The following is an 18,850-nucleotide window of genomic DNA, read 5'->3' on the forward strand; positions in this document are numbered from 1 at the left end:
CGTAATTCGTAATTCCCCATTCACTGCTATATATAAAATATTTGGGCAGTCTCTTGTTAGTTTGATTACTAACAAAAAACCACCCAAAATTAATTATTAATTCAATAAGTAAAGTGACTGGACTCTAATTATTTTTTCAGAACAATTTCACCGGTCATACCCGCGCCACGGTGGGGTTCACAGTAGTAGGAATAGACACCAGCAGGCATATCATCGGTGAAGGCAACTTCAAAGGACTCACCGGGTTTTTGAAGTAATGCTTTATGGGAAAGTTTCACCGCCACATCTGCATCGGGAGATTTGGATTTATCAAAAACTGCATTATGGGGAGGGAGTTTGTTATTGACAAATTTAACAACATCACCCGGTTTGACTTCTACTTTGCTCGGATCAAATTTTAACATCCCCGAATCAGCACCCATTTTAACAGTAAAGGTTTCTGCGGAGGCTTGACCCACACCAAAAACAAAGGTGCTAATCATTAAAAAGGCCACAGACAAAACTAGGGCGACCCGCTTGGACACTGAAACCATCTGATTCATAACTTGCCTCTAAAAAATGTAACTTTTTAAGCGTTGAGGAACATCCTACCATAAACTATGACAACCTGTCGTATTGAAAAACAACCTTGGCAAGTGGGCAAAAAATCTGTCACAATCTTTAACAATTACTATTATTGTCCCGTGCCCCAATCTCAACAATGGCAAAAAAGCAAAAATTCCCCTATCTATTAGGGTCTAAATGGACATCTCATCAAAAAACCTGGGGTTGGAGGCATTTCCAAGTCGCAAACCGCAAAAATCAAGGCAAATGGGTATTTGCCGAAATGGTGGCATCCTGTGACCCCAAGGTGAGATTTTGGTTAAATGCCCAACAACTTCAAGACCGCGCTTTATGGCAACCCGGATGGCAGTCTACCCAGGAATTAGAAGACCTTGAATCAGTTTAAATCCACCCCTTCGGCCCAACTTCAGGCGACCCTTGAGCTTTTGCAACAAGCGACCGAAAGCCTGCAAGACCTGTTAGAAAACCCGATTTCTCAAGACCATCACCATGAGGTAATTAACCAGATTGAAACTCAATTAAATCAGGCTTTAATTACCTTAAAAACAACGGAAAATCCACCGAATTTAGATCATATTCCTCCCGAGATTTTAAAACAAATAGAAAGTTTAGAAATCTCCTGGGAAAGTCTGGATATTCAGAGGGCTTTATCTAACCATCATTTGAGTCAAATTATCGGAATTATCACCGAAATTAATAATAAATCGGAACAAATTAGAAACAGAAAAGACTATTTTTTAGCCCGTCTTCCCCAAATTCCTATCGAAAAATTAGGGCCTAGGGTTCCTATTGTTACGGCGGCGGATTTTTTACCCGATTATGAACCTTTACCACAGGATAAAAGAGAAGAACTAAAAGCTAAATATCATATTAATCAATTGATTCAAAAACGCCAGCAATCTCGTTATTCTTTATTTGAAAGAATTAAACAAGCTGAAAAATCGCTAAGTCCCCAGACTCAACTGTCAGAAAATAATCAAGATCTTGAAGATGATTTGCCTTTTTAAAGATTCAGGTTATAATGGAGCCATATCCTTTTTTTATAAAAGAGTAAAAATGTCTAAATCCGACGCTAAAAATCCCGCAACTCCCGATGAATCGTCTCAGTCTGGAGATGCTTTAGAAATTGTTAGTATTAGTCTGGATGAACTGCAAGCAAAGAATTCTAATCAAGAGGGTTTATCTCAAGATAAACTCAATCAAGTGGCTGAACAAATTAACGCTGATTTGCAAGAAAATAAAGCTCCAAATTGGCAAGTCGAAACTAATTGGAATGAAACCAAAGTTAGAGTTAATTTAGATTAAAAATACCTGTAGGGGCGGGTTTCATAAAAATTATTGTTAATAACACATAAGTCCCCAAAACCCGCCCGACCCCACAATTAATATTCAATCAATCAAGAAAGGGCGGGTTTAGATAGTTTTTTGTGCTGATTAGAGATTGACTTGAACCCGCCCCTACGGTTTTTTTTACTTAATTAACATTAAAATAAAATTCCTTCTGCAACTTTGATCACATTTCCCCCGACTTCTACTTGAATTAAATCTCCTGTTTTTTCGGCTTTTAATAATAGTAAAGAGGGACGGTCAATTTCATATCCCTGTTCTACTCTAATATTAACTTGATCATAACCAAAATAATTATAATTTGACAGATATCCTGCTAAACAACCATTAGCACTTCCAGTGGCGGGATCTTCTGTAATTCCTAAAGCGGGGGCAAACATTCTCGCACAAAGATGATTATTTTGGTTATGGGTTTCAGGACAAAAGATAAAAATTTCCTTTGCTATTGTTGTTTGAATAAACCCAGAATAATGTTCAATATTCACCTTAGCTTGTTTTAACGCAGATTGAGTTTTTAACGGAACAATAATAAATGGAATCCCCGTAGAAACCTCTTGAATGGGATAATTAATATCAAAATCAGAGGGTTCCAAATTAAGGACAGGTGCTAAGATTTCCCGATCACAAATATGCTTAAATTCAGGTGAATTTTGTTGCATCCATAGTATTTGTTTTCCGGCTTCTGTAGTTTTCCAAGTCACCGGAATTTGACCTACAGCTAAATTTAAAATCACCTGATTAACAGAGGCTTTAATTATCTCCTCTGCAATGATATAAGCAGTTCCCAAGGTAGGATGACCCGCAAAAGGTAATTCTCGTTTAGGGGTAAAAATTCGCACGGAATAACCACCATTCTCTGGTTGAGAATTACAAATAAATGTGGTTTCTGAATAGTTCATTTCTTGGGCAATTTTGAGCATTTCCTGATCGGATAATAGCTCTACTCCTTCCCCCCAAATAACCGCTAATTGATTTCCGGTGTATTTAGTTTCGGCAAAAACATCAACAATTGAAAATTTCATGAAATTTGTGATTCTTGTGTTTGAATAATTCAGCGATAAACAAAAATTAAGCAAGTTGTTTGTTATTGCTTTAGCTCAGAAGAAAGAGCGCTGAAGCGCAACAACGGCGCAACAACTGTGCTATAATGAGCTATTATCTTTCATTCCAACTTTTTTCCGCATCTGCGATCGCCTGATCAACTGTTTTTTGATTTAACATTGCCGCTTGTAAATTATCATAAATAATTTTTTGCAACTGTTTAATATCTTTTTGGGGTGGAATTAAAACCTGAGCATTTTTGAGTTCTTCTGCACTAATTAAACGGGCTTGATCTGCCACGGTTGAATTAGCAGGAAGCGTGGTAAAATGACTATCTTTAAGAGCTTCTTGAATTGAAGGTAAAACATTAGCAGCTTTCGCAAATGCCAGTTGATTGGTACTATTACTAACAAACAAAGCAAACTTTAAAGATTGTTCAGGAACATCCGTAGATCTGGGCATAACTAAATTCATTACCGCCACCGTAGTTTTCCTCTGATCTCCGGTAATTTGTGGGGCGGGAATAGAAACCTGGGCTACCGTAGGGGCATTTTGACTAATAGCTTTTAAAAACTGTGGCCCCGAGGCTAATAAAGCTATTTCTCCCGCCTGATATAATTCAATTGCCCGGCGATGTCCTTGAGTTAAAACCTCCTTGGGAAGTAAATCTTTTTGATATAAATTAACCCAATATTCAAAAGCAGTTTTACCCTCGGGAGTATTAAAAGCAGCCTTGCCATTTTTATCCAGTAATACCACTCCCATCTGCACTAAAGATTGTAAAACTTGGGCAGAATCTTCCGGCACAAAAGAGATAAAAAACGCATATTTTCCCGTTTTTCCCTTAACTTTTTCTGCGACTTGTGCTAATTCTGTATAGGTTTTAGGCGGTTGATTTATTCCCGCTTGTTGGAGTAATTGTTGGTTATAAATGGTAATTTGAGTGGTTAAATACCAAGGAATCCCAAAGGTAACAGTTTCACATTTATTGTTAGGACAAATATCAATTTTATTAGCCTGCCAAATATTGGGTAAATATTGAGCTTGAACCGTTTCAGGAACCATTTCATTCAGATTTAACCAAGCATTCCTTCCCGCTAATAAAGACGCAAAATCAGGATTTAAGTTAATCACATCAGCGGCTGTTTTTGCCGCCACCGCCGCCAGCACCTTACTTTCCATCGCCGACCAAGGAATATCAACCCACTTCACCTTAATATCTGGATTTTCCGCTTCAAAATTAGCAATTAATTGATTAAAATAATCGGTGAATTGTGGTTGAAGTTGCATCGTCCAAAACTCCACTTCCTGCTTGCCATTTTGGGAAGTTGGCGAAGGGCTAGAACAACTGACTCCCCAACTTAAACATAACCCTAAAACCAATAACAAACCAAACCGTTTCCAAGATTTTAATTGTTGCATTTTATTCATAAATTAACTAAACCGGATAAAATTTGTTAAACTATATCCCAGATCTTCCTTTGTGTCTTCGTGTCTTTGTGGTGACTTATACAGTCAAAAAATCCCAGGTATTGATCAAAAAAACAGGGTAACATGGGAAAAATAATTGTACCTGTTTACCCGGATCGATCACTCAAACTAAAAATATGGTTAGTCTATTAAAAGGACTGTTTTCCAAACGCAAGCCAGGAATTGGCATTGAGTTATCCACCGAACGAATTAATCTCGTGGAACTGCGGAAAAAAGGCAACCAATTAAAGTTAGTCACCTTAGCGACCACTCCGGTTCCCGAGGGCATTGTCCAAGATGGCCAAATTGTCGATACCCCAGCCATGGCGGAGTTAATTCAGGCGACTGTCACCGATAACAATATCAAAGCTAAGACCGTTGGTACAGCCATCCCCGGACGAGAAGCCGTAACCCGGATTATTCCGGTTCCGGCTGAACTCAACGACGATGAACTAAAAGAATACATGAACGCCGAGTCGGGATTGTACCTGCCGTTTCCCCGGGAAGAAGGAGATGTGGATTATCAAAAATTAGGGCGGTTTGTGGATGAGGATGGTATAGAAAAAGTACAAGTTTTATTAGTCGCAGCCCGCAAAGAAGTCACGGATACCTATGTAGAAACCTTTGCTCAAGCAGGTTTAAAAGTTACGGTATTAGAGGTGAGTAGTTTTTCTCTGATTCGTACCCTAAAACATCAACTTGAGCAGTTTTCCTCCACCGAAGCCGCGATTATTGCCGATATTCAATTTGATAGTACAGAATTAGCGATCGTGGTCGATGGTATTCCCCAGTTCAACCGAACCATTGCCATTGGTCTATTCCAAGTCCAAAGTGCCTTAAATAGTGCGATGAATTTACCTCCAACGAGGGATGTCAGTGAATTACAGGCTATGACCCTTCCTGTGACTGATACAATGGGAGCATTAAACGATCCCAATCCGGGAACTAATGCCATCATTAAGGTTTTCGCAGAATTAGCCGATGAACTGCGTCGTTCCGTTGACTTTTATATTAATCAAAGTGATGGCTTAGAAATGGCGCAGTTACTATTAACTGGCCCAGGGGCTGCCATTGGACAACTGGATGAGTTTTTCATGCAACGGTTGGCCATGCCTGCCACCCAAGTTGACCCGATTGAATCCCTCGCCCTTGCCTTTGAACGGGAAATTCCCCCAGAACAACGTGCTAGTTTAGGAGTGGCATTAGGTTTAGGAATGCGAATGGCCTAAATCCGGGATCACTCAGCCAGAAACCGTCAATACTTCAACTGATTATGTATAACTTAGAGATCAACTTTTTGAATGATCGACCCGATCTATTAGAACGGGAAGTCCGACGACAGGTGAGTCCGACCCAGAGTATTGACCAGACTCCTCTTTTAATCGGGGTCGGGGCAGCTTTAGCCCTGAATGCCATCATTGGCGGAGCTTGGTTTGTTTTTGATCGACAAAATGCCGATTTACAAAAAGAACTAGATATTCTAGTTGCTACCTTGGGCACAAAAACATCGGAGGTACAAGCCTTAGATCAAATTAATGCCCAAACCAAGCAAGCCAATCAGGAAGCGGACGCCTTAGCCACCGTGTTTAATCAGATTAAACCCTGGTCGGCTCTCAGCCTAGAATTAGGGCAATTGATGCAGGTGGCTGGGGTGAGAATTATTGATGTCAAACAAACCGAACCCGAAATCACCCCGGTAGCAGCCGCTCCTGCTGCTGCGACTCCGCCCCCCGAGGGTCAAGCCGCGACCCCGCCTCCTCCACCGGAACCCGAAACCGCTAAATTAGAAATTTCAGGAGTGGCTAACTCTTTTACTCAAATTAATGACTTTGTATTATTACTGAATCAATCCCCGTTCTTTAATGGGGAAAAAACCAAATTGATTTCGGCTAAATTAGAAGATAATCAGACTCAACTCGTCTCTAAACCAGCCAGTACGGATGCCGGGAATATTAAACCCCAGTTACAATCGGTGGTCAAATATACGATTGAAACAAATCTCAGTCGAGCCAGTGCTTCCGAGTTGTTACCCGAGCTCCAAAGTAAAGGAGCTTTAGGATTGGTGAATAGAATTAAAACCCTTCAGGAAAAAGGAGTCATTAAAAAATGACCGTAGCTAATCAATTTATTGAAGATGTTGAGGGTGAAGGCAGTGGCCCGGTTATATTTGGTGTTCCCTTAACGCCAAAAATTATGGGGATTGGCGCCGGAGTTGCTGGCCTCCTCCTGGCCGGTTTCTTAATTTATAAATTAGTGCTTCCCACCTTAACCATAGGCCAAACTCTGCGGGAGGATATTAAAACTAAACAAGATGAAATTGAGAAACAAGATCAGCGTTTACGCGAAAAGGATAAGGCTCAAAAAGAATTAGAAGCTGCTAAAATTCGTCGTTCCACCGTCACCGCTTTATTTGCTGATGATGCCAGTTTAGAAACCCTGTTATTTGATATTAATGAACAGATTAATAAAATTAATGCTGGGATCATCGACGAGGGCAAACTCGCCCAACTGAACCAGTTTAAACCAATTCCCGTCGAAAAACCAGAGGACGAGATTGTTAATGATAGTACCTTGGGGTCAGAGGTAAATGGCAAACTCAGAAGACGCAGGTATGAGGTCGAATTTACAGGCAGTTTTGAACAAACTCGCCAGTTTTTAGTTGCCTTGGAAAGACTACAACCCCTGTTAGTGGTCAGAGGCTTAAAATCTCAATTGGGGGATGCAACCTCGGTGATTGAGGGACAATATCGACAAGGGAAATTTGTTCCCTCTGCGAATCAACCGCAACGACAGCTAAAAAGTAGTTTTGAGTTACAGGTCTTGCTCCCCTTGAGTCAAGCAGAAGTGAAAGCAGCAGCGGCGGCGGAAGCAGCGGCGGCTGAACCTCCTAAATAGTTGCAACTTCTGGCCCAAGTTGTTGTAAGGTAGCAGGATATTGAAGTGTTGGGGCGTTGAGGTGTTGGTTATTAACTAACAGCCAAAATTTAGATGTTGTGTTGAGGAGCAAACGTGAAACATTTTCAAAGAATTGGTGCAGGAATTTTAACTGGTGCTGCGATCGCCATTGTGGCACCAACCCCGGCATTTGCACAAACCCAAGTCCAGGATATCCGACTGGTGGAAATGAACGGGGAAGTGGCTTTAGTCTTAGTCACCCGTAGCGGAGAACGACCGGAGGTTTTTGTGGTCAGACGCGGCAATGATTTTGTTGCCGATATTATCAATACCCAACTTCCGGCCCAAAAACAAAACTTTCAACAAAATAATCCTATCCCCGGTATTGCCTCTGTAGTGGTGACTCAACTGGATTCTACCAGTGTGCGGGTGATTGTCAGTGGGGTGAATGGTTCCCCCGAAGCCCGGATTATGCAAGGGTCTAACGAAGGCATTGTGATTAGTATGGGTGCATCTGCGGGTGCTGTGGCCCAAGTACCGAATCAAGTCCCCCCAGCAGCACCGCCCGTACCTCCAGCCCCCCCAGCCAGAAGCCCTCAACCCGTATTAGTTCCCGATCCTCAAATTACTATTGATGGCCGCAATGTTCCCCAGAGTGGGATTCGCCCTTCCGATGCGGTTCCTCCTTTCCTTCCCCGAGCCGTTGCCCCACCCCTGGGAGATATTGCCGTTTCTAATGTTAATGCCGGAATCCCCAACATTCGCCTCAATACCACTCAACGGATTCCTCGTTTAGTCCTACGAGATGCCCCGGTGAGCGATGTTTTAGCCCTATTAGCAAGAACGGCTGGACTGAATTTAGCCGTCAGTAATTTAGTCAAAGATTCTGCGAATGGTGAGTTTAGAGCACCCAATGATGAGAAGGAAGAAAACCAAATCCTAGGGCGAAAAATATCCTTAGATATTGAAAATGAGTCTGTTGAGGATGTTTTTAACTATGTTTTGCGTTTAAGTGGATTACAGGCTAATCGTGTCGGGAATACGATTTTTGTCGGGGTTAAACTGCCCACCACCGCCAGTGATGTTGTAGTTCGCAGTCTCAGACTGAATCAGGTTCCCGCCAAAACTGCGGCAGGTTTTTTGAGTAGTCAAGGGGCTGCAACTCAAATTCTGGTCGAGCAAGTTACTATTACGGATGTGGGAACAGGGGTTAATTCAAGACCTGTTGAGACTAGAACACCAACAATTACAGAACTAGCTGCTAAAGAGTCTGGCAGTCCCCTAGTGCTCAAAGGATTATCCATCTCTACCGATGACCGACTCAATTCTATTACTCTCGTTGGCCAGGCGCACCTAGTAGAAACCGCCGTGGCGATGTTAACCCAGATGGATTTACGTCAGCGTCAAGTCGCCGTTAACGTTAAAGTTGTTGACGTCAATTTAAGTGGAGAAGAAGCCGCTAGTAGTAGTTTCTCCTTTGGGGTTAACGATACCTTCTTTGTCAATGATGGCGGTGCGGCTTCGGTTAATTTTGGTGGGTATAATCCCCCGAGCCGGACAACCGCAACCAATGGGATTAATGGGCGACCGATTGTTCCGAATCCCCTTTCTGGTGAGGCCCCTTTTTATGATCCGACTAGATTGTCTACAACTCCTTTAACAGCACCCGGAGGAGGCATTGGTTTAGACCCGATAGCACCAGTCACCGAGCGTCCGGGTCAAGTGGGAATTTCCGAGTACGAACCCTTTACCCGAGATTTAACCACTGGAGCCCTAACGGCTTTAGGTTCAACCACTAATAGCCTTTTTCCCTTTTTCCAATATCCCCGCAAGTTCTTATCCACTTTGACCGCTCAAATTATTAGTGGTAATGCTAAGATTCTCACCGATCCGACCTTAGTGGTTCAGGAGGGTGAAACAGCAAAAGTTGCCTTAGTTGAAGAAATTGTTAAATCAGTTACAACAACCTTTACAGACACGGTTTCCGGCACAAGGGAAAACAAAGACTTTACCTTTCAAAATGTGGGTTTAACCCTGGATGTTAACGTGGAACGGATTGATGATAATGGCTTTGTTTCCATGCGAATTAACCCCACTGTCAGTGCCCCCGGAGATCAAGTCAATGCTGGCGGCGATGATTTTGCCCGTCAGATTCTCAGCCGAACGGTCGAATCGGGTTTAATCCGTTTACGCGATGGTCAAACCTTGATTTTATCGGGGATTATTCAGGAACAGGAACGGGCTACAGTCAGCAAAATTCCACTGTTAGGGGATTTACCGATTTTGGGTTCCCTATTCCGCAGAACCAATAAGGAGAATTCGCGGGCGGAAGTGATTGTCTTGGTCACGCCTCAAATTTTGGATGACAGCGATCGCGCTCCCTACGGTTATGAATATAACGCTAGTCCCGATGCTTTACGGATGATGCAAAGAAGATAAATCACTAACACGACCCTGGGTAAAGAGGGCTAGGGGGATTGGGTTTTAGGGTTGACCGAAAAATCCAACGACCCTGGCCCTCCCCCGTAAAAAAAATTTACAAAGGGGGTTGATTTTTGGGAAAAACCTGTGCTATATTATTTAATTGTGAATAAACTAAGGCTCAGTAGCTCAGTGGTTAGAGCAGGGGACTCATAAGCCCAAGGTCGCAGGTTCAAATCCCGCTTGAGCCATTCAAAACCAATCTGTTAACTCTTAATTTTGGGGTTTGGGGTCAGATCGCTTAGGAATAGGGAACACCGGAACACCAGAATAGGGAATAGTAGGTTACAAGGTTTAGTATTGTCCTAACCTTGATAGGACTTACGCAGGTCGCCCGAGAAACAGGGTTTTTTAGATAATATGTGGGTCACAACGAAGTATTTTCGTACTGTTCCCTGTTCCCTGTTCCCTGTTCCCTCGCGCTACGCACTATACCGATTTTTTTTTAATCTTGTCTAACTGTACTCATTTCGACTATGATATAGTTGTAATAAATCGTAAGATAGCAAAACAATCGGGATCAAAATTGTCCTGATTTTCTGCAACGAAACTATACTATCGTCAGTTTAAGGAGTATTATTCATGGCTGAGAGCCTGCGTGTTGGCCAAGTCGCCCCGGATTTTAAAGCAACGGCCGTTGTTGACCAAGAATTCAAAGACATCTCACTATCCGACTATCGGGGTAAGTATGTAGTTCTGTTCTTCTACCCCTTAGACTTTACCTTTGTTTGCCCGACTGAAATTACGGCTTTTAGCGATCGCGCCGAAGAATTCAGCAAACTGAATACTCAAATTCTTGGGGTTTCCGTCGATAGCGCCTTCTCTCACCTAGCTTGGATTCAATCCGATCGCAAATCCGGCGGTGTGGGCGACCTCAACTATCCTCTAGTCGCTGACCTGAAAAAAGAAATCAGCACCGCCTATAACGTCCTTGATCCCGAAGCCGGAATTGCCCTGCGCGGTTTGTTCATCATTGACAAAGAAGGGGTGATTCAACACTCCACGATCAATAACCTCGCCTTTGGTCGTAACGTGGATGAGACTCTGCGGACACTGCAAGCCCTGCAATATGTTCAAGCCCACCCCGATGAAGTTTGCCCTGCGGGTTGGCAACCGGGCGACAAAACCATGATCCCCGATCCCGTCAAGTCCAAAGAATTCTTTGCGGCGGTCTAAGATTAGGTTTTAGACAAGATTTAGGAACCCGTCTTTACAATTTTGTGAGGGCGGGTTTCGTCTATTCCGTAAGATTGTTTTACACTAAGATGAATACAAACCACAAACTATTATGCTGACTTCTAACGATTTTACGGGTTTAATTAATCGTCGATTTTGGAATAACTTTTTTCCCATACCCGCCACTAGCAATTTAGAGTTAGGGTCGAAAACCCCTGATTTTCAATTACCCGATATTACCAATGGTCAATTAGTGCGGTTGTCTCAATTTCGAGGCGATCGCCCAGTGATTTTAGCCTTTACCCGCATTTTCACCGAAAAACAATATTGTCCCTGGTGTTATCCCCATGTTAGAGCGCTGAATGAAAATTATGAAGCCTTTGTTCAAAAGGGAATAGAAGTTTTACTGATTACCAGTACCGATGAACGCCAAAGTAAAATTGTAGTCAAAGATCTCGGGTTAAAAATGCCATTGCTGAGTAATCCAAGCTGTGGCATTTTCCAAATATATCAAGTAGGACAAGCCCTGGGCGCGCCCTTACCCGGTCAATTTGTTTTAGACAAAAAGGGCATCTTGCAATATAAACATTTGTTTTCTTTTTTTGATTACAATGCTAGTATTAAAACCCTCTTAGAAGTCGTCGATCCCCTCACGAGTCCCAAAGCCTAAAATCCGTGACTAAACAGACTGGATTTCCCTGGGAATCATAACCCCAATAGGAAGGATAACAACCCTCACCCCAACCGGAATGAAAGGCAATAATATTCAATCCGGTTGATTCATCTAAACAGAAATTTGTCCAATCCCAAGTATCAAGATAGGTTTGATCTAATAGTTGATCCAAACAATGATAATAATGGTCAAAATCATGATCAGAAAGGGAAGATAGATATTTGACCCCCTCCCCATCGATAAAACATCCTGTCCCAGAAGTGACGGGATAACTCGATTCTTGATCAGGTTGAGAAGATATCGCTAATTCCCATCTCACTGCGGGTTGATCTCGAATTATTAACATCCCATAGGCGACCCTTTGTTCTTTTTGGTCATGGAATGTGGCGATACTGAGTTTCACCGGATAACGACCCGCAGCTAGGGTTTGAGTCAAACAAAGATGCGGGTTAGGGACAACTAAAGGATCACAAACGGCAATTTTTCCAGAGGTTAAAACGAGTTCACCGAGGGCATGGACAGAATAGGTAACTTGATCGATATGCTGATCAAGGGTAGTTTGAAAACAATAACCATGTTGAAATGCTTGATTCAAGTCAGTGGGATTCATCCTTTCTACCTGCCTTCTAAGAGAAAACTTAATGATTTGTCCTTTTAAAGCAAACCGTTTTTAGATCTAAAGTTCGGTTGTCATTGTAACGAATTATGGTTAAAAGGCAATAGGGAATGGGGAACACCGCAACAGGCAAATTCACCCACTTAAAAGTAGGGGATTTGCACAAGGACTGGTCGGTAATTGTCAAAAACTCTAGGAGTGATGTCCCTCCAAAGCCAAACTAAAACAGGGGTTTGACCAGAAATCCCCAGAATCAAATATTACAACAAAATCCTGACGGATTGCTATAATAATCGGTTGAGTTGAATCCGCTTTAATACTTATTACATTGACTCAACCCTAATTTATGGCTAATCTGATTAAAAATATACAACCCACCCTGGATTTTATTCCGCCTCATTTTAATCCTTTAGTGCTAAAAGTCTGTCAATGGGGGATGCCCTTTTGGATGAAATGGAAAACCCAATTAGTTGACATTCAAGCCGAACAAATTGAACGATTAGTTGATCTTTATCAACAATTTAAAAGCGGAAAAGTTAGATTTTTATTAGCTTTTCGTCATCCAAATACAGATGATCCCTATTGTATCAGTCAATTATTATGGCGATTTGTTCCTGAAAGTGCCAAACAACAGGAAATAGTCTTATCTAATCCAATTCATGCCCATTTTATGTATGATCGAGGGATTCCTTTATGGGCAGGAAATATAGTTTCTTGGTTATTTCCAAAATTAGGAGGAACACCGATTTTAAGGGGGAAAGTCGATCGTTTAGGATTACGATCCGCAAGGGATTTATTTATTAATGGTCAGTTTCCTTTAGCCGCCGCACCGGAAGGGGCAACCAATGGACATAATCAAAATATTAGTCCTTTAGAACCCGGAATTTCTCAATTAGGATTTTGGTGTGTTGAAGATTTAAAAAAAGCCGAACGACCCGAAGAAGTTTATTTAGTTCCGATTGGTATACAGTATTTTTATATTAAAGATAATTGGGAAGATTTAGAAAAATTAATTGCCCAATTAGAAAGAGATTGTAACTTACCTCCATCTAGCCCGGATTTAACCTTTGCATCTCTCTATAGCCGTTTAATTCGGTTGGGAAATCATTTATTAGATATTATGGAAAATTTTTATCGCCAATTCTATTATCGGAGTATTCCCGCCGATGAAACCCTTGATTTTCCAGATCGAATTAAACGATTATTAGATATTGCCTTAACCGTTGCTGAAGAATATTTTAATCTCAAACCCATGGGGGATTTAAGTAGTCGTTGTCGTCGTTTAGAACAGGCGGGATGGGATTGTATTTATCGCTATGATCTCAAGGCAAATGATACCTGGTCGGCGGTAGAATTAGGATTAGCAGATCGGGTAGCAACCGAAGCTAGTTTGCGAATGTGGAATATGAGATTAGTGGAAAGTTTTGTGGGGGTAACAGGCAGTTATATTAAAGAAAATCCGACTTTTGATCGTTTTGCCGAAACCACATTAATTGTCTGGACAATGGTAACTCGGTTAAAGGGAGAAAACCCTCAAAAACGGCCCCATTTAGGAAAAAAACGCGCTAAATTAACCATTGGTGAACCGATTTCTGTGACTAAAAAATGGTCGGATTATCAAACAAATCGTCGTCAAGCAGTTGCTAATTTAACCCAGGATTTACAGACTGCTTTAGAACAGATGATTGAGCATTAAAATCCTATTCATCTTAGGGGCAAGGCGCGCCTCGCCCCTACTACTGCTTTTATACAATTCCTTGATACTTACTATATAATAAATTAACCCAACCTCAAATGAGGAGGAACAAAAATGTCAATTACAGCAGAACAATTCGAGGCATTAATGCCCGATGGTACTCAAGTTGAAAGTGAGTATATAGAAATGGAAAGTACGTTACATTATCTCCAGTTAGCGTTATTAGTGTCTTGTTTAGATTGGTTATGGAAAGATAGAACAGATTATTTTATTGGGGCAAATTTAACCATCTATTTTAGTCGTCAACAACTGAGAAATCGAGACTTTCGCGGGCCGGATTTTTTCTTGGTAAAAAATACTTCTAAACGTCCGAGAAAATCCTGGGTAGTTTGGGAAGAAGAAGGGAAATATCCCGATTTAATTATTGAACTTCTTTCCAACTCAACGGCAGAAACTGATAAAACCACTAAAAAGAATTTATATCAAGATCAATTTAGAACCCAGGAATATTTCTGGTTTTCTCCCGATGATTTAGAACTAACGGGTTTTAAATTAGTCGGACAGGAATATCAAGAAATTATTCCCAATACCGCCGGATTATTAGAAAGTGAAGTATTAGGGTTATTCCTAGGAATTTACCAAGAAAAACTACGGTATTTTACTTCAGAAGGTGAGCTTCTTTCTACACCTGAAGAAGCAGCATTAGAAGCACAAAATCAGGCTAGTCAAGCGCAAAATCGGGCTAATGAAGCACAGAATTTGGCTGAACGTTTAGCCGAACAATTAAGGTCTTTGGGAATAGAACCGATAGAATAAAGATATTTCCAAACATATTGTAGAAAGACGCGCCGTGGCACGTCTCTACTCTAGGGTTTAAGAACATAGCTGAATTAACCCAGTTTACAACTTTTATTCATCGGCTAATATTAAAAGTAAACGAGGAAAAAAATGTCAATTACCGCAGAACAATTCGAGGCATTAATGCCCGATGGTACTCAAGTTGAAAGTGAGTATATAGAAATGGAAAGTACGTTACATTATCTCCAGTTAGCGTTATTAGTGTCTTGTTTAGATTGGTTCTGGAAAGATAGAACAGATTATTTTATTGGGGCAAATTTAACCATCTATTTTAGTCGTCAACAACTAAGAAATCGAGACTTTCGCGGGCCGGATTTTTTCTTGGTGAGAAATACTTCTAAACGTCCGAGAAAATCCTGGGTAGTTTGGGAAGAAGAAGGGAAATATCCCGATTTAATTATTGAACTTCTTTCCAACTCAACGGCAGAAACTGATAAAACCACTAAAAAGAATTTATATCAAGATCAATTTAGAACCCAGGAATATTTCTGGTTTTCTCCCGATGATTTAGAACTAACGGGTTTTAAATTAGTCGGACAGGAATATCAAGAAATTATTCCCAATACCGCCGGATTATTAGAAAGTGAAGTATTAGGGTTATTCCTAGGAATTTACCAAGAAAAACTACGGTATTTTACTTCAGAAGGTGAGCTTCTTTCTACACCTGAAGAAGCAGCATTAGAAGCACAAAATCGGGCTGAACGTTTAGCCGAACAATTGCGATCTTTAGGCATCGAACCGATAGAATAAAGATATTTCCAAAAATCTTGTAGACAGACGCGCCGTGGCACGTCTCTACAGGGGGGTGAGAAACATTAACCCTTGAGAGATGACCCCCTAACCTGCTATGGTAATTGTTTGTCACCTTAATTGTCTTAGTAACATTCTTTATAAAATTTCCTATGGTTAGTTTTTTACTTGAAGTGGGCACAGAAGAATTACCAGCAACCTTTGTTGAAACCGCCATTCAACAGTGGAAACAGAAAATTCCTGCTAGTCTCAAAGAACAGTTTTTAAGCGTTGAGTCGGTTCAAGTTTGGGGAACACCACGACGGTTAGCGGTCTTAATTGAGGGACTTCCTAGCCACCAACCTGACCGCGAAGAAGAAATAAAAGGCCCTCCAGCGTCTACGGCTTTTAAAGATGGAAAACCCACTCCGGCGGCGGAAGGATTTATTAAAAAACAGGGCGTGACCTTAGAAGATTTAGAAATTCGTCCCACTCCTAAAGGAGATTTTGTATTTGTTTTAAAGAAAATTCCCGGTCGATTAACGGCGGAAATTTTAGCCGAATTAACATCAGAATGGATTACTAAATTAGAAGGTAAAAGGTTTATGCGTTGGGGGGATGGGGAGTTGAAATTTCCCCGGCCAATTCGCTGGTTAATTTCATTATTAGATGATCAGGTTTTACCTGTTACCTTAGTTAGTGGTTCGGAAGTAGTTAAAAGCGATCGCATTTCCCACGGACATCGGGTTTTACATCCTGAACCCATCTCTATTTCCCATGCTAAAACCTATGCTGAATCTCTGAAAAAAGCCTTTGTTCAAGTTGACCCCCAGGAACGAATTGGGACTATTCAAAAAGAAGTTAAAATCGCGGCGAATAGTGTGGGGGGAAAGGCCGAAATTCCTGAAGATTTATTGGCAGAAGTGGTTAATTTAGTGGAATGGCCGACGGCCGTTGTCGGAACCTTTGATCAGGAATTTTTAGATTTACCCGCAGAGGTGATTAAAACCGTCATGGTGACGCATCAACGGTATTTTCCGATATTAACAACGGAAACCCAAAATTCATCGCCTTTAAAGCCCTATTTTATCACGATTTCTAATGGAGATCCCGCTAAATCCGATTTAATTGCGGCGGGAAATGAAAGAGTAATTCGGGCAAGGTTAGCCGATGGACAATTTTTCTATAAATCCGATTTGAAAAATCCCTTAGAAAGCTATTTACCTTCCTTAGAAGCGGTAACTTTTCAAGAGGATTTAGGTTCAGTTCGGGATAAGGTAAATCGGATTACTAAAATTGCTAATTGGATTAGTGATCAACTTAATATTAGTGAATCTGACCGCAGTTTAATTCAACGGGCTGCGTTATTATGTAAAGCTGATTTAGTTACCCAAATGGTCTATGAATTTCCCGAATTACAAGGAGTAATGGGGGAAAAATATGCCCGGAAAGGGGGAGAACCTGAAGCGGTAGGAACGGCGATTTTTGAACATTATTTACCCCGCAGTGCTACGGATAATTTACCCCAAACCCTAGTCGGTCAAGTGGTGGGTTTGGCGGATAAACTTGATACTTTAGTTAGTATTTTTGGCTTGGGAATGTTACCCACGGGTTCCTCCGATCCCTTTGCTTTGCGACGGGCGGCGAATGCGGTAGTTAATATTATTTGGGCGGCGGATTTACCCCTAAATTTATATCAACTTCTGAAACAAATTGCGGTGGATTTTGTGAATAGTTTTCCTAATGCGATTTTAGGATTAAATCATGAATTATATGATTTTTTCCTGCAACGAATTAGAACTTTATTACAGGATGAAAAAGCGATTGATTATGATTTGGTGAATGCAGTTTTAGGAGAAAATGATCTGGAATATCAGGAACGGGCGTTACAGGATTTATTAGATGTTCGAGATCGGGCTTTGTTCCTCCAAACTATTCGTAAAGATGGCAGTTTAAACCAAATTTATGAAACGGTTAATCGTTCAACCCGTTTGGCAAAACAAGGGGAGTTAAATACCCTGGAATTGCAACCGGAAATGACAGTTGATCCTGAGTTATTTCAAAAGTCTTCAGAACGGGAATTCTATCAGGCTTTAGTACAGTTAGTTCCGAAAACAAAAGCCTCTCAAGCCACAAGAAATTATCGTCAATTAGTGGAAGCCTTGGGGGAAATTACTCCCACGGTGAGCAGCTTTTTTGATGGCCCTGAAAGTGTTTTAGTAATGGATGATGATTCCAATATTCAACGCAATCGTTTGAATTTATTGGGATTATTAAGAAATCATGCCCGGGTTTTAGCGGATTTTGGGGCAATTGTTAAAAGTTAAGGGCGATCGCAATATCATACAAGAGGCAATAGGGAATGGGCAATGGGCAATAGGTAATAGGTTATGGGCAGCTTTTAGCTTTCAAGAATGTCTTAATAGATGCGGCAACTGCTATTAAGATTCCCCTTGACAAGAAAATTGTTTCGGTTTATTATGATTTTCGTGAACCTAAGCGGGGGCGAAATCCTGGGGGGGTTCACGAAAAACGCTAGAACCTTGACAAATCAATAGTTTATACTTTTGGGTCTGGTTAGTTATTGATAATCTATTTCAATAATGAGGGCCCAAATGAGGTAATTTTTGAGGTTCACGAAAATGGGCTTCAGAATCACCGCCCCATAAGGCTTTCAAACGGCAGAGTTTCAATTAAAATAATCCCGCTTGCGGGACTGAAACGGATTTTTTTCCTAGTGTTGCACCCTGCCAAGGGGGGGGTAAACCGGTTTCAATTAAAATAATCCCGCTTGCGGGACTGAAACAAAAAGTAAGAGACTTAGAAAAACATCAGTAATAAATGTTTCAATTAAAATAATCCCGCTTGCGGGACTGAAACCCGCAATCAAGGGAATTTGGGGATAACAACCCTACTATCGTTTCAATTAAAATAATCCCGCTTGCGGGACTGAAACTCCTAGCCGGGGAATCAAAAATTGAATCGACTCGTTTGTTTCAATTAAAATAATCCCGCTTGCGGGACTGAAACACATCAGCTACGACACTTCTACCAATGAGCTTGGGGTTTCAATTAAAATAATCCCGCTTGCGGGACTGAAACAGAGCAATCGTTCCCTGAGTGCCGATGGCTGGCATCAGGTTTCAATTAAAATAATCCCGCTTGCGGGACTGAAACTATATGAAGGTATATTATCCCAGTCCGAACTTCCAAGGTTTCAATTAAAATAATCCCGCTTGCGGGACTGAAACGACTTTTCATAAAGTAGAGGGTTGCTGTTAGCATTCCGAAAGTTTCAATTAAA

The 18,850-nt window shown here is 41.2% G+C and carries 17 protein-coding genes, 1 tRNA gene and 1 CRISPR repeat array (1 of these 19 running past the window's edge); of the genes, 14 read left to right on the forward strand and 4 right to left on the reverse strand.

The annotated features are described in order from the left end of the window. Positions 1-128: 128 nt before the first annotated feature. Positions 129-533, reverse strand: a complete 405-nt coding sequence (gene petE, locus PL9631_RS15230; protein ID WP_255377615.1) for a plastocyanin — start codon at positions 531-533, stop codon at positions 129-131. 167 nt (positions 534-700) lie between these two features. On the opposite strand from petE, the gene PL9631_RS15235 reads away from it, so the two are divergent. The 3 genes from PL9631_RS15235 to PL9631_RS15245 are packed head-to-tail and all read left to right on the forward strand — an operon-like array spanning position 701 to position 1,869. Beyond that, positions 701-949, forward strand: a complete 249-nt coding sequence (locus PL9631_RS15235) for a TIGR02450 family Trp-rich protein (RefSeq protein ID WP_083621591.1) — start codon at positions 701-703, stop codon at positions 947-949. Continuing rightward, positions 936-1,571, forward strand: coding sequence for a hypothetical protein (locus PL9631_RS15240; protein WP_083621592.1), 636 nt, complete (start codon positions 936-938; stop codon positions 1,569-1,571). Before PL9631_RS15235 ends, PL9631_RS15240 begins: the two co-directional genes overlap by 14 nt. A gap of 49 nt (positions 1,572-1,620) precedes the next feature. Continuing rightward, complete coding sequence (locus PL9631_RS15245) at positions 1,621-1,869, forward strand: hypothetical protein (RefSeq protein WP_156090584.1); 249 nt, start codon at positions 1,621-1,623, stop codon at positions 1,867-1,869. A gap of 179 nt (positions 1,870-2,048) precedes the next feature. Here the strand turns inward: PL9631_RS15245 and PL9631_RS15250 are convergent, their stop codons facing one another. Both PL9631_RS15250 and PL9631_RS15255 read right to left on the reverse strand, forming a co-directional pair. Beyond that, on the reverse strand, positions 2,049-2,933 hold the full coding sequence (locus PL9631_RS15250; RefSeq protein WP_083621596.1) for a PhzF family phenazine biosynthesis protein: 885 nt from the start codon (positions 2,931-2,933) through the stop codon (positions 2,049-2,051). A gap of 133 nt (positions 2,934-3,066) precedes the next feature. Next, positions 3,067-4,374: an ABC transporter substrate-binding protein gene (locus PL9631_RS15255; protein ID WP_083622114.1), complete on the reverse strand. Its 1,308-nt coding sequence runs from the start codon at positions 4,372-4,374 to the stop codon at positions 3,067-3,069. Between the two features lie 185 nt (positions 4,375-4,559). Between PL9631_RS15255 and pilM the strand changes: the two genes are divergently transcribed. The 7 genes from pilM to PL9631_RS15290 all read left to right on the forward strand — a co-directional run bounded on the left by pilM (position 4,560) and on the right by PL9631_RS15290 (position 11,644). Continuing rightward, on the forward strand, positions 4,560-5,651 hold the full coding sequence (gene pilM, locus PL9631_RS15260) for a type IV pilus biogenesis protein PilM (protein ID WP_083621597.1): 1,092 nt from the start codon (positions 4,560-4,562) through the stop codon (positions 5,649-5,651). Between the two features lie 68 nt (positions 5,652-5,719). Then, positions 5,720-6,532 (forward strand): PilN domain-containing protein, encoded by an 813-nt coding sequence (locus tag PL9631_RS15265; protein WP_231516747.1) that lies wholly within the window; start codon positions 5,720-5,722, stop codon positions 6,530-6,532. Beyond that, positions 6,529-7,317, forward strand: coding sequence for a pilus assembly protein PilO (locus tag PL9631_RS15270; RefSeq protein ID WP_083621600.1), 789 nt, complete (start codon positions 6,529-6,531; stop codon positions 7,315-7,317). Before PL9631_RS15265 ends, PL9631_RS15270 begins: the two co-directional genes overlap by 4 nt. A 114-nt stretch (positions 7,318-7,431) precedes the next feature. Further along, positions 7,432-9,756: an AMIN domain-containing protein gene (locus tag PL9631_RS15275; RefSeq protein ID WP_083621602.1), complete on the forward strand. Its 2,325-nt coding sequence runs from the start codon at positions 7,432-7,434 to the stop codon at positions 9,754-9,756. 160 nt (positions 9,757-9,916) lie between these two features. Beyond that, a tRNA-Met gene (locus tag PL9631_RS15280) sits at positions 9,917-9,989 on the forward strand. Between the two features lie 391 nt (positions 9,990-10,380). Further along, positions 10,381-10,974, forward strand: coding sequence for a peroxiredoxin (locus PL9631_RS15285; RefSeq protein ID WP_083621603.1), 594 nt, complete (start codon positions 10,381-10,383; stop codon positions 10,972-10,974). A gap of 112 nt (positions 10,975-11,086) precedes the next feature. After that, positions 11,087-11,644 carry a peroxiredoxin family protein gene (locus PL9631_RS15290; RefSeq protein ID WP_083621605.1) on the forward strand — a complete coding sequence of 186 codons (558 nt, stop codon included), beginning with the start codon at positions 11,087-11,089 and terminating at the stop codon, positions 11,642-11,644. On the opposite strand, the gene PL9631_RS15295 is transcribed toward PL9631_RS15290, so the two are convergent. After that, positions 11,625-12,257, reverse strand: coding sequence for a DUF4241 domain-containing protein (locus PL9631_RS15295; protein WP_083621606.1), 633 nt, complete (start codon positions 12,255-12,257; stop codon positions 11,625-11,627). The two genes, PL9631_RS15290 and PL9631_RS15295, sit on opposite strands and share 20 nt — an antisense overlap. Positions 12,258-12,609: 352 nt before the next feature. On the opposite strand from PL9631_RS15295, the gene PL9631_RS15300 reads away from it, so the two are divergent. The 4 genes from PL9631_RS15300 (at position 12,610) to glyS (ending at position 17,873) form a co-directional block, all read left to right on the forward strand. Beyond that, entirely contained in the window at positions 12,610-13,959 is a 1,350-nt protein-coding gene (locus tag PL9631_RS15300) for a glycerol acyltransferase (protein WP_083621607.1), read from the forward strand. 114 nt (positions 13,960-14,073) lie between these two features. Continuing rightward, the gene (locus PL9631_RS15305) at positions 14,074-14,775 is read left to right on the forward strand and encodes a Uma2 family endonuclease (protein ID WP_083621609.1); all 702 of its coding nucleotides are present in this window, start codon (positions 14,074-14,076) and stop codon (positions 14,773-14,775) included. Positions 14,776-14,907: 132 nt separating this feature from the next. Continuing rightward, complete coding sequence (locus tag PL9631_RS15310) at positions 14,908-15,567, forward strand: Uma2 family endonuclease (protein ID WP_083621610.1); 660 nt, start codon at positions 14,908-14,910, stop codon at positions 15,565-15,567. Positions 15,568-15,719: 152 nt separating this feature from the next. Continuing rightward, positions 15,720-17,873 carry a glycine--tRNA ligase subunit beta gene (gene glyS, locus PL9631_RS15315; protein WP_083621612.1) on the forward strand — a complete coding sequence of 718 codons (2,154 nt, stop codon included), beginning with the start codon at positions 15,720-15,722 and terminating at the stop codon, positions 17,871-17,873. Between the two features lie 359 nt (positions 17,874-18,232). Then, a CRISPR array of direct repeats spans positions 18,233-18,850; the repeat unit is 37 nt; unit sequence GTTTCAATTAAAATAATCCCGCTTGCGGGACTGAAAC; it runs 473 nt beyond the window's last position.

It is taken from the genome of Planktothrix paucivesiculata PCC 9631 (assembly GCF_900009265.2).
Lineage (GTDB): Bacteria > Cyanobacteriota > Cyanobacteriia > Cyanobacteriales > Microcoleaceae > Planktothrix > Planktothrix paucivesiculata.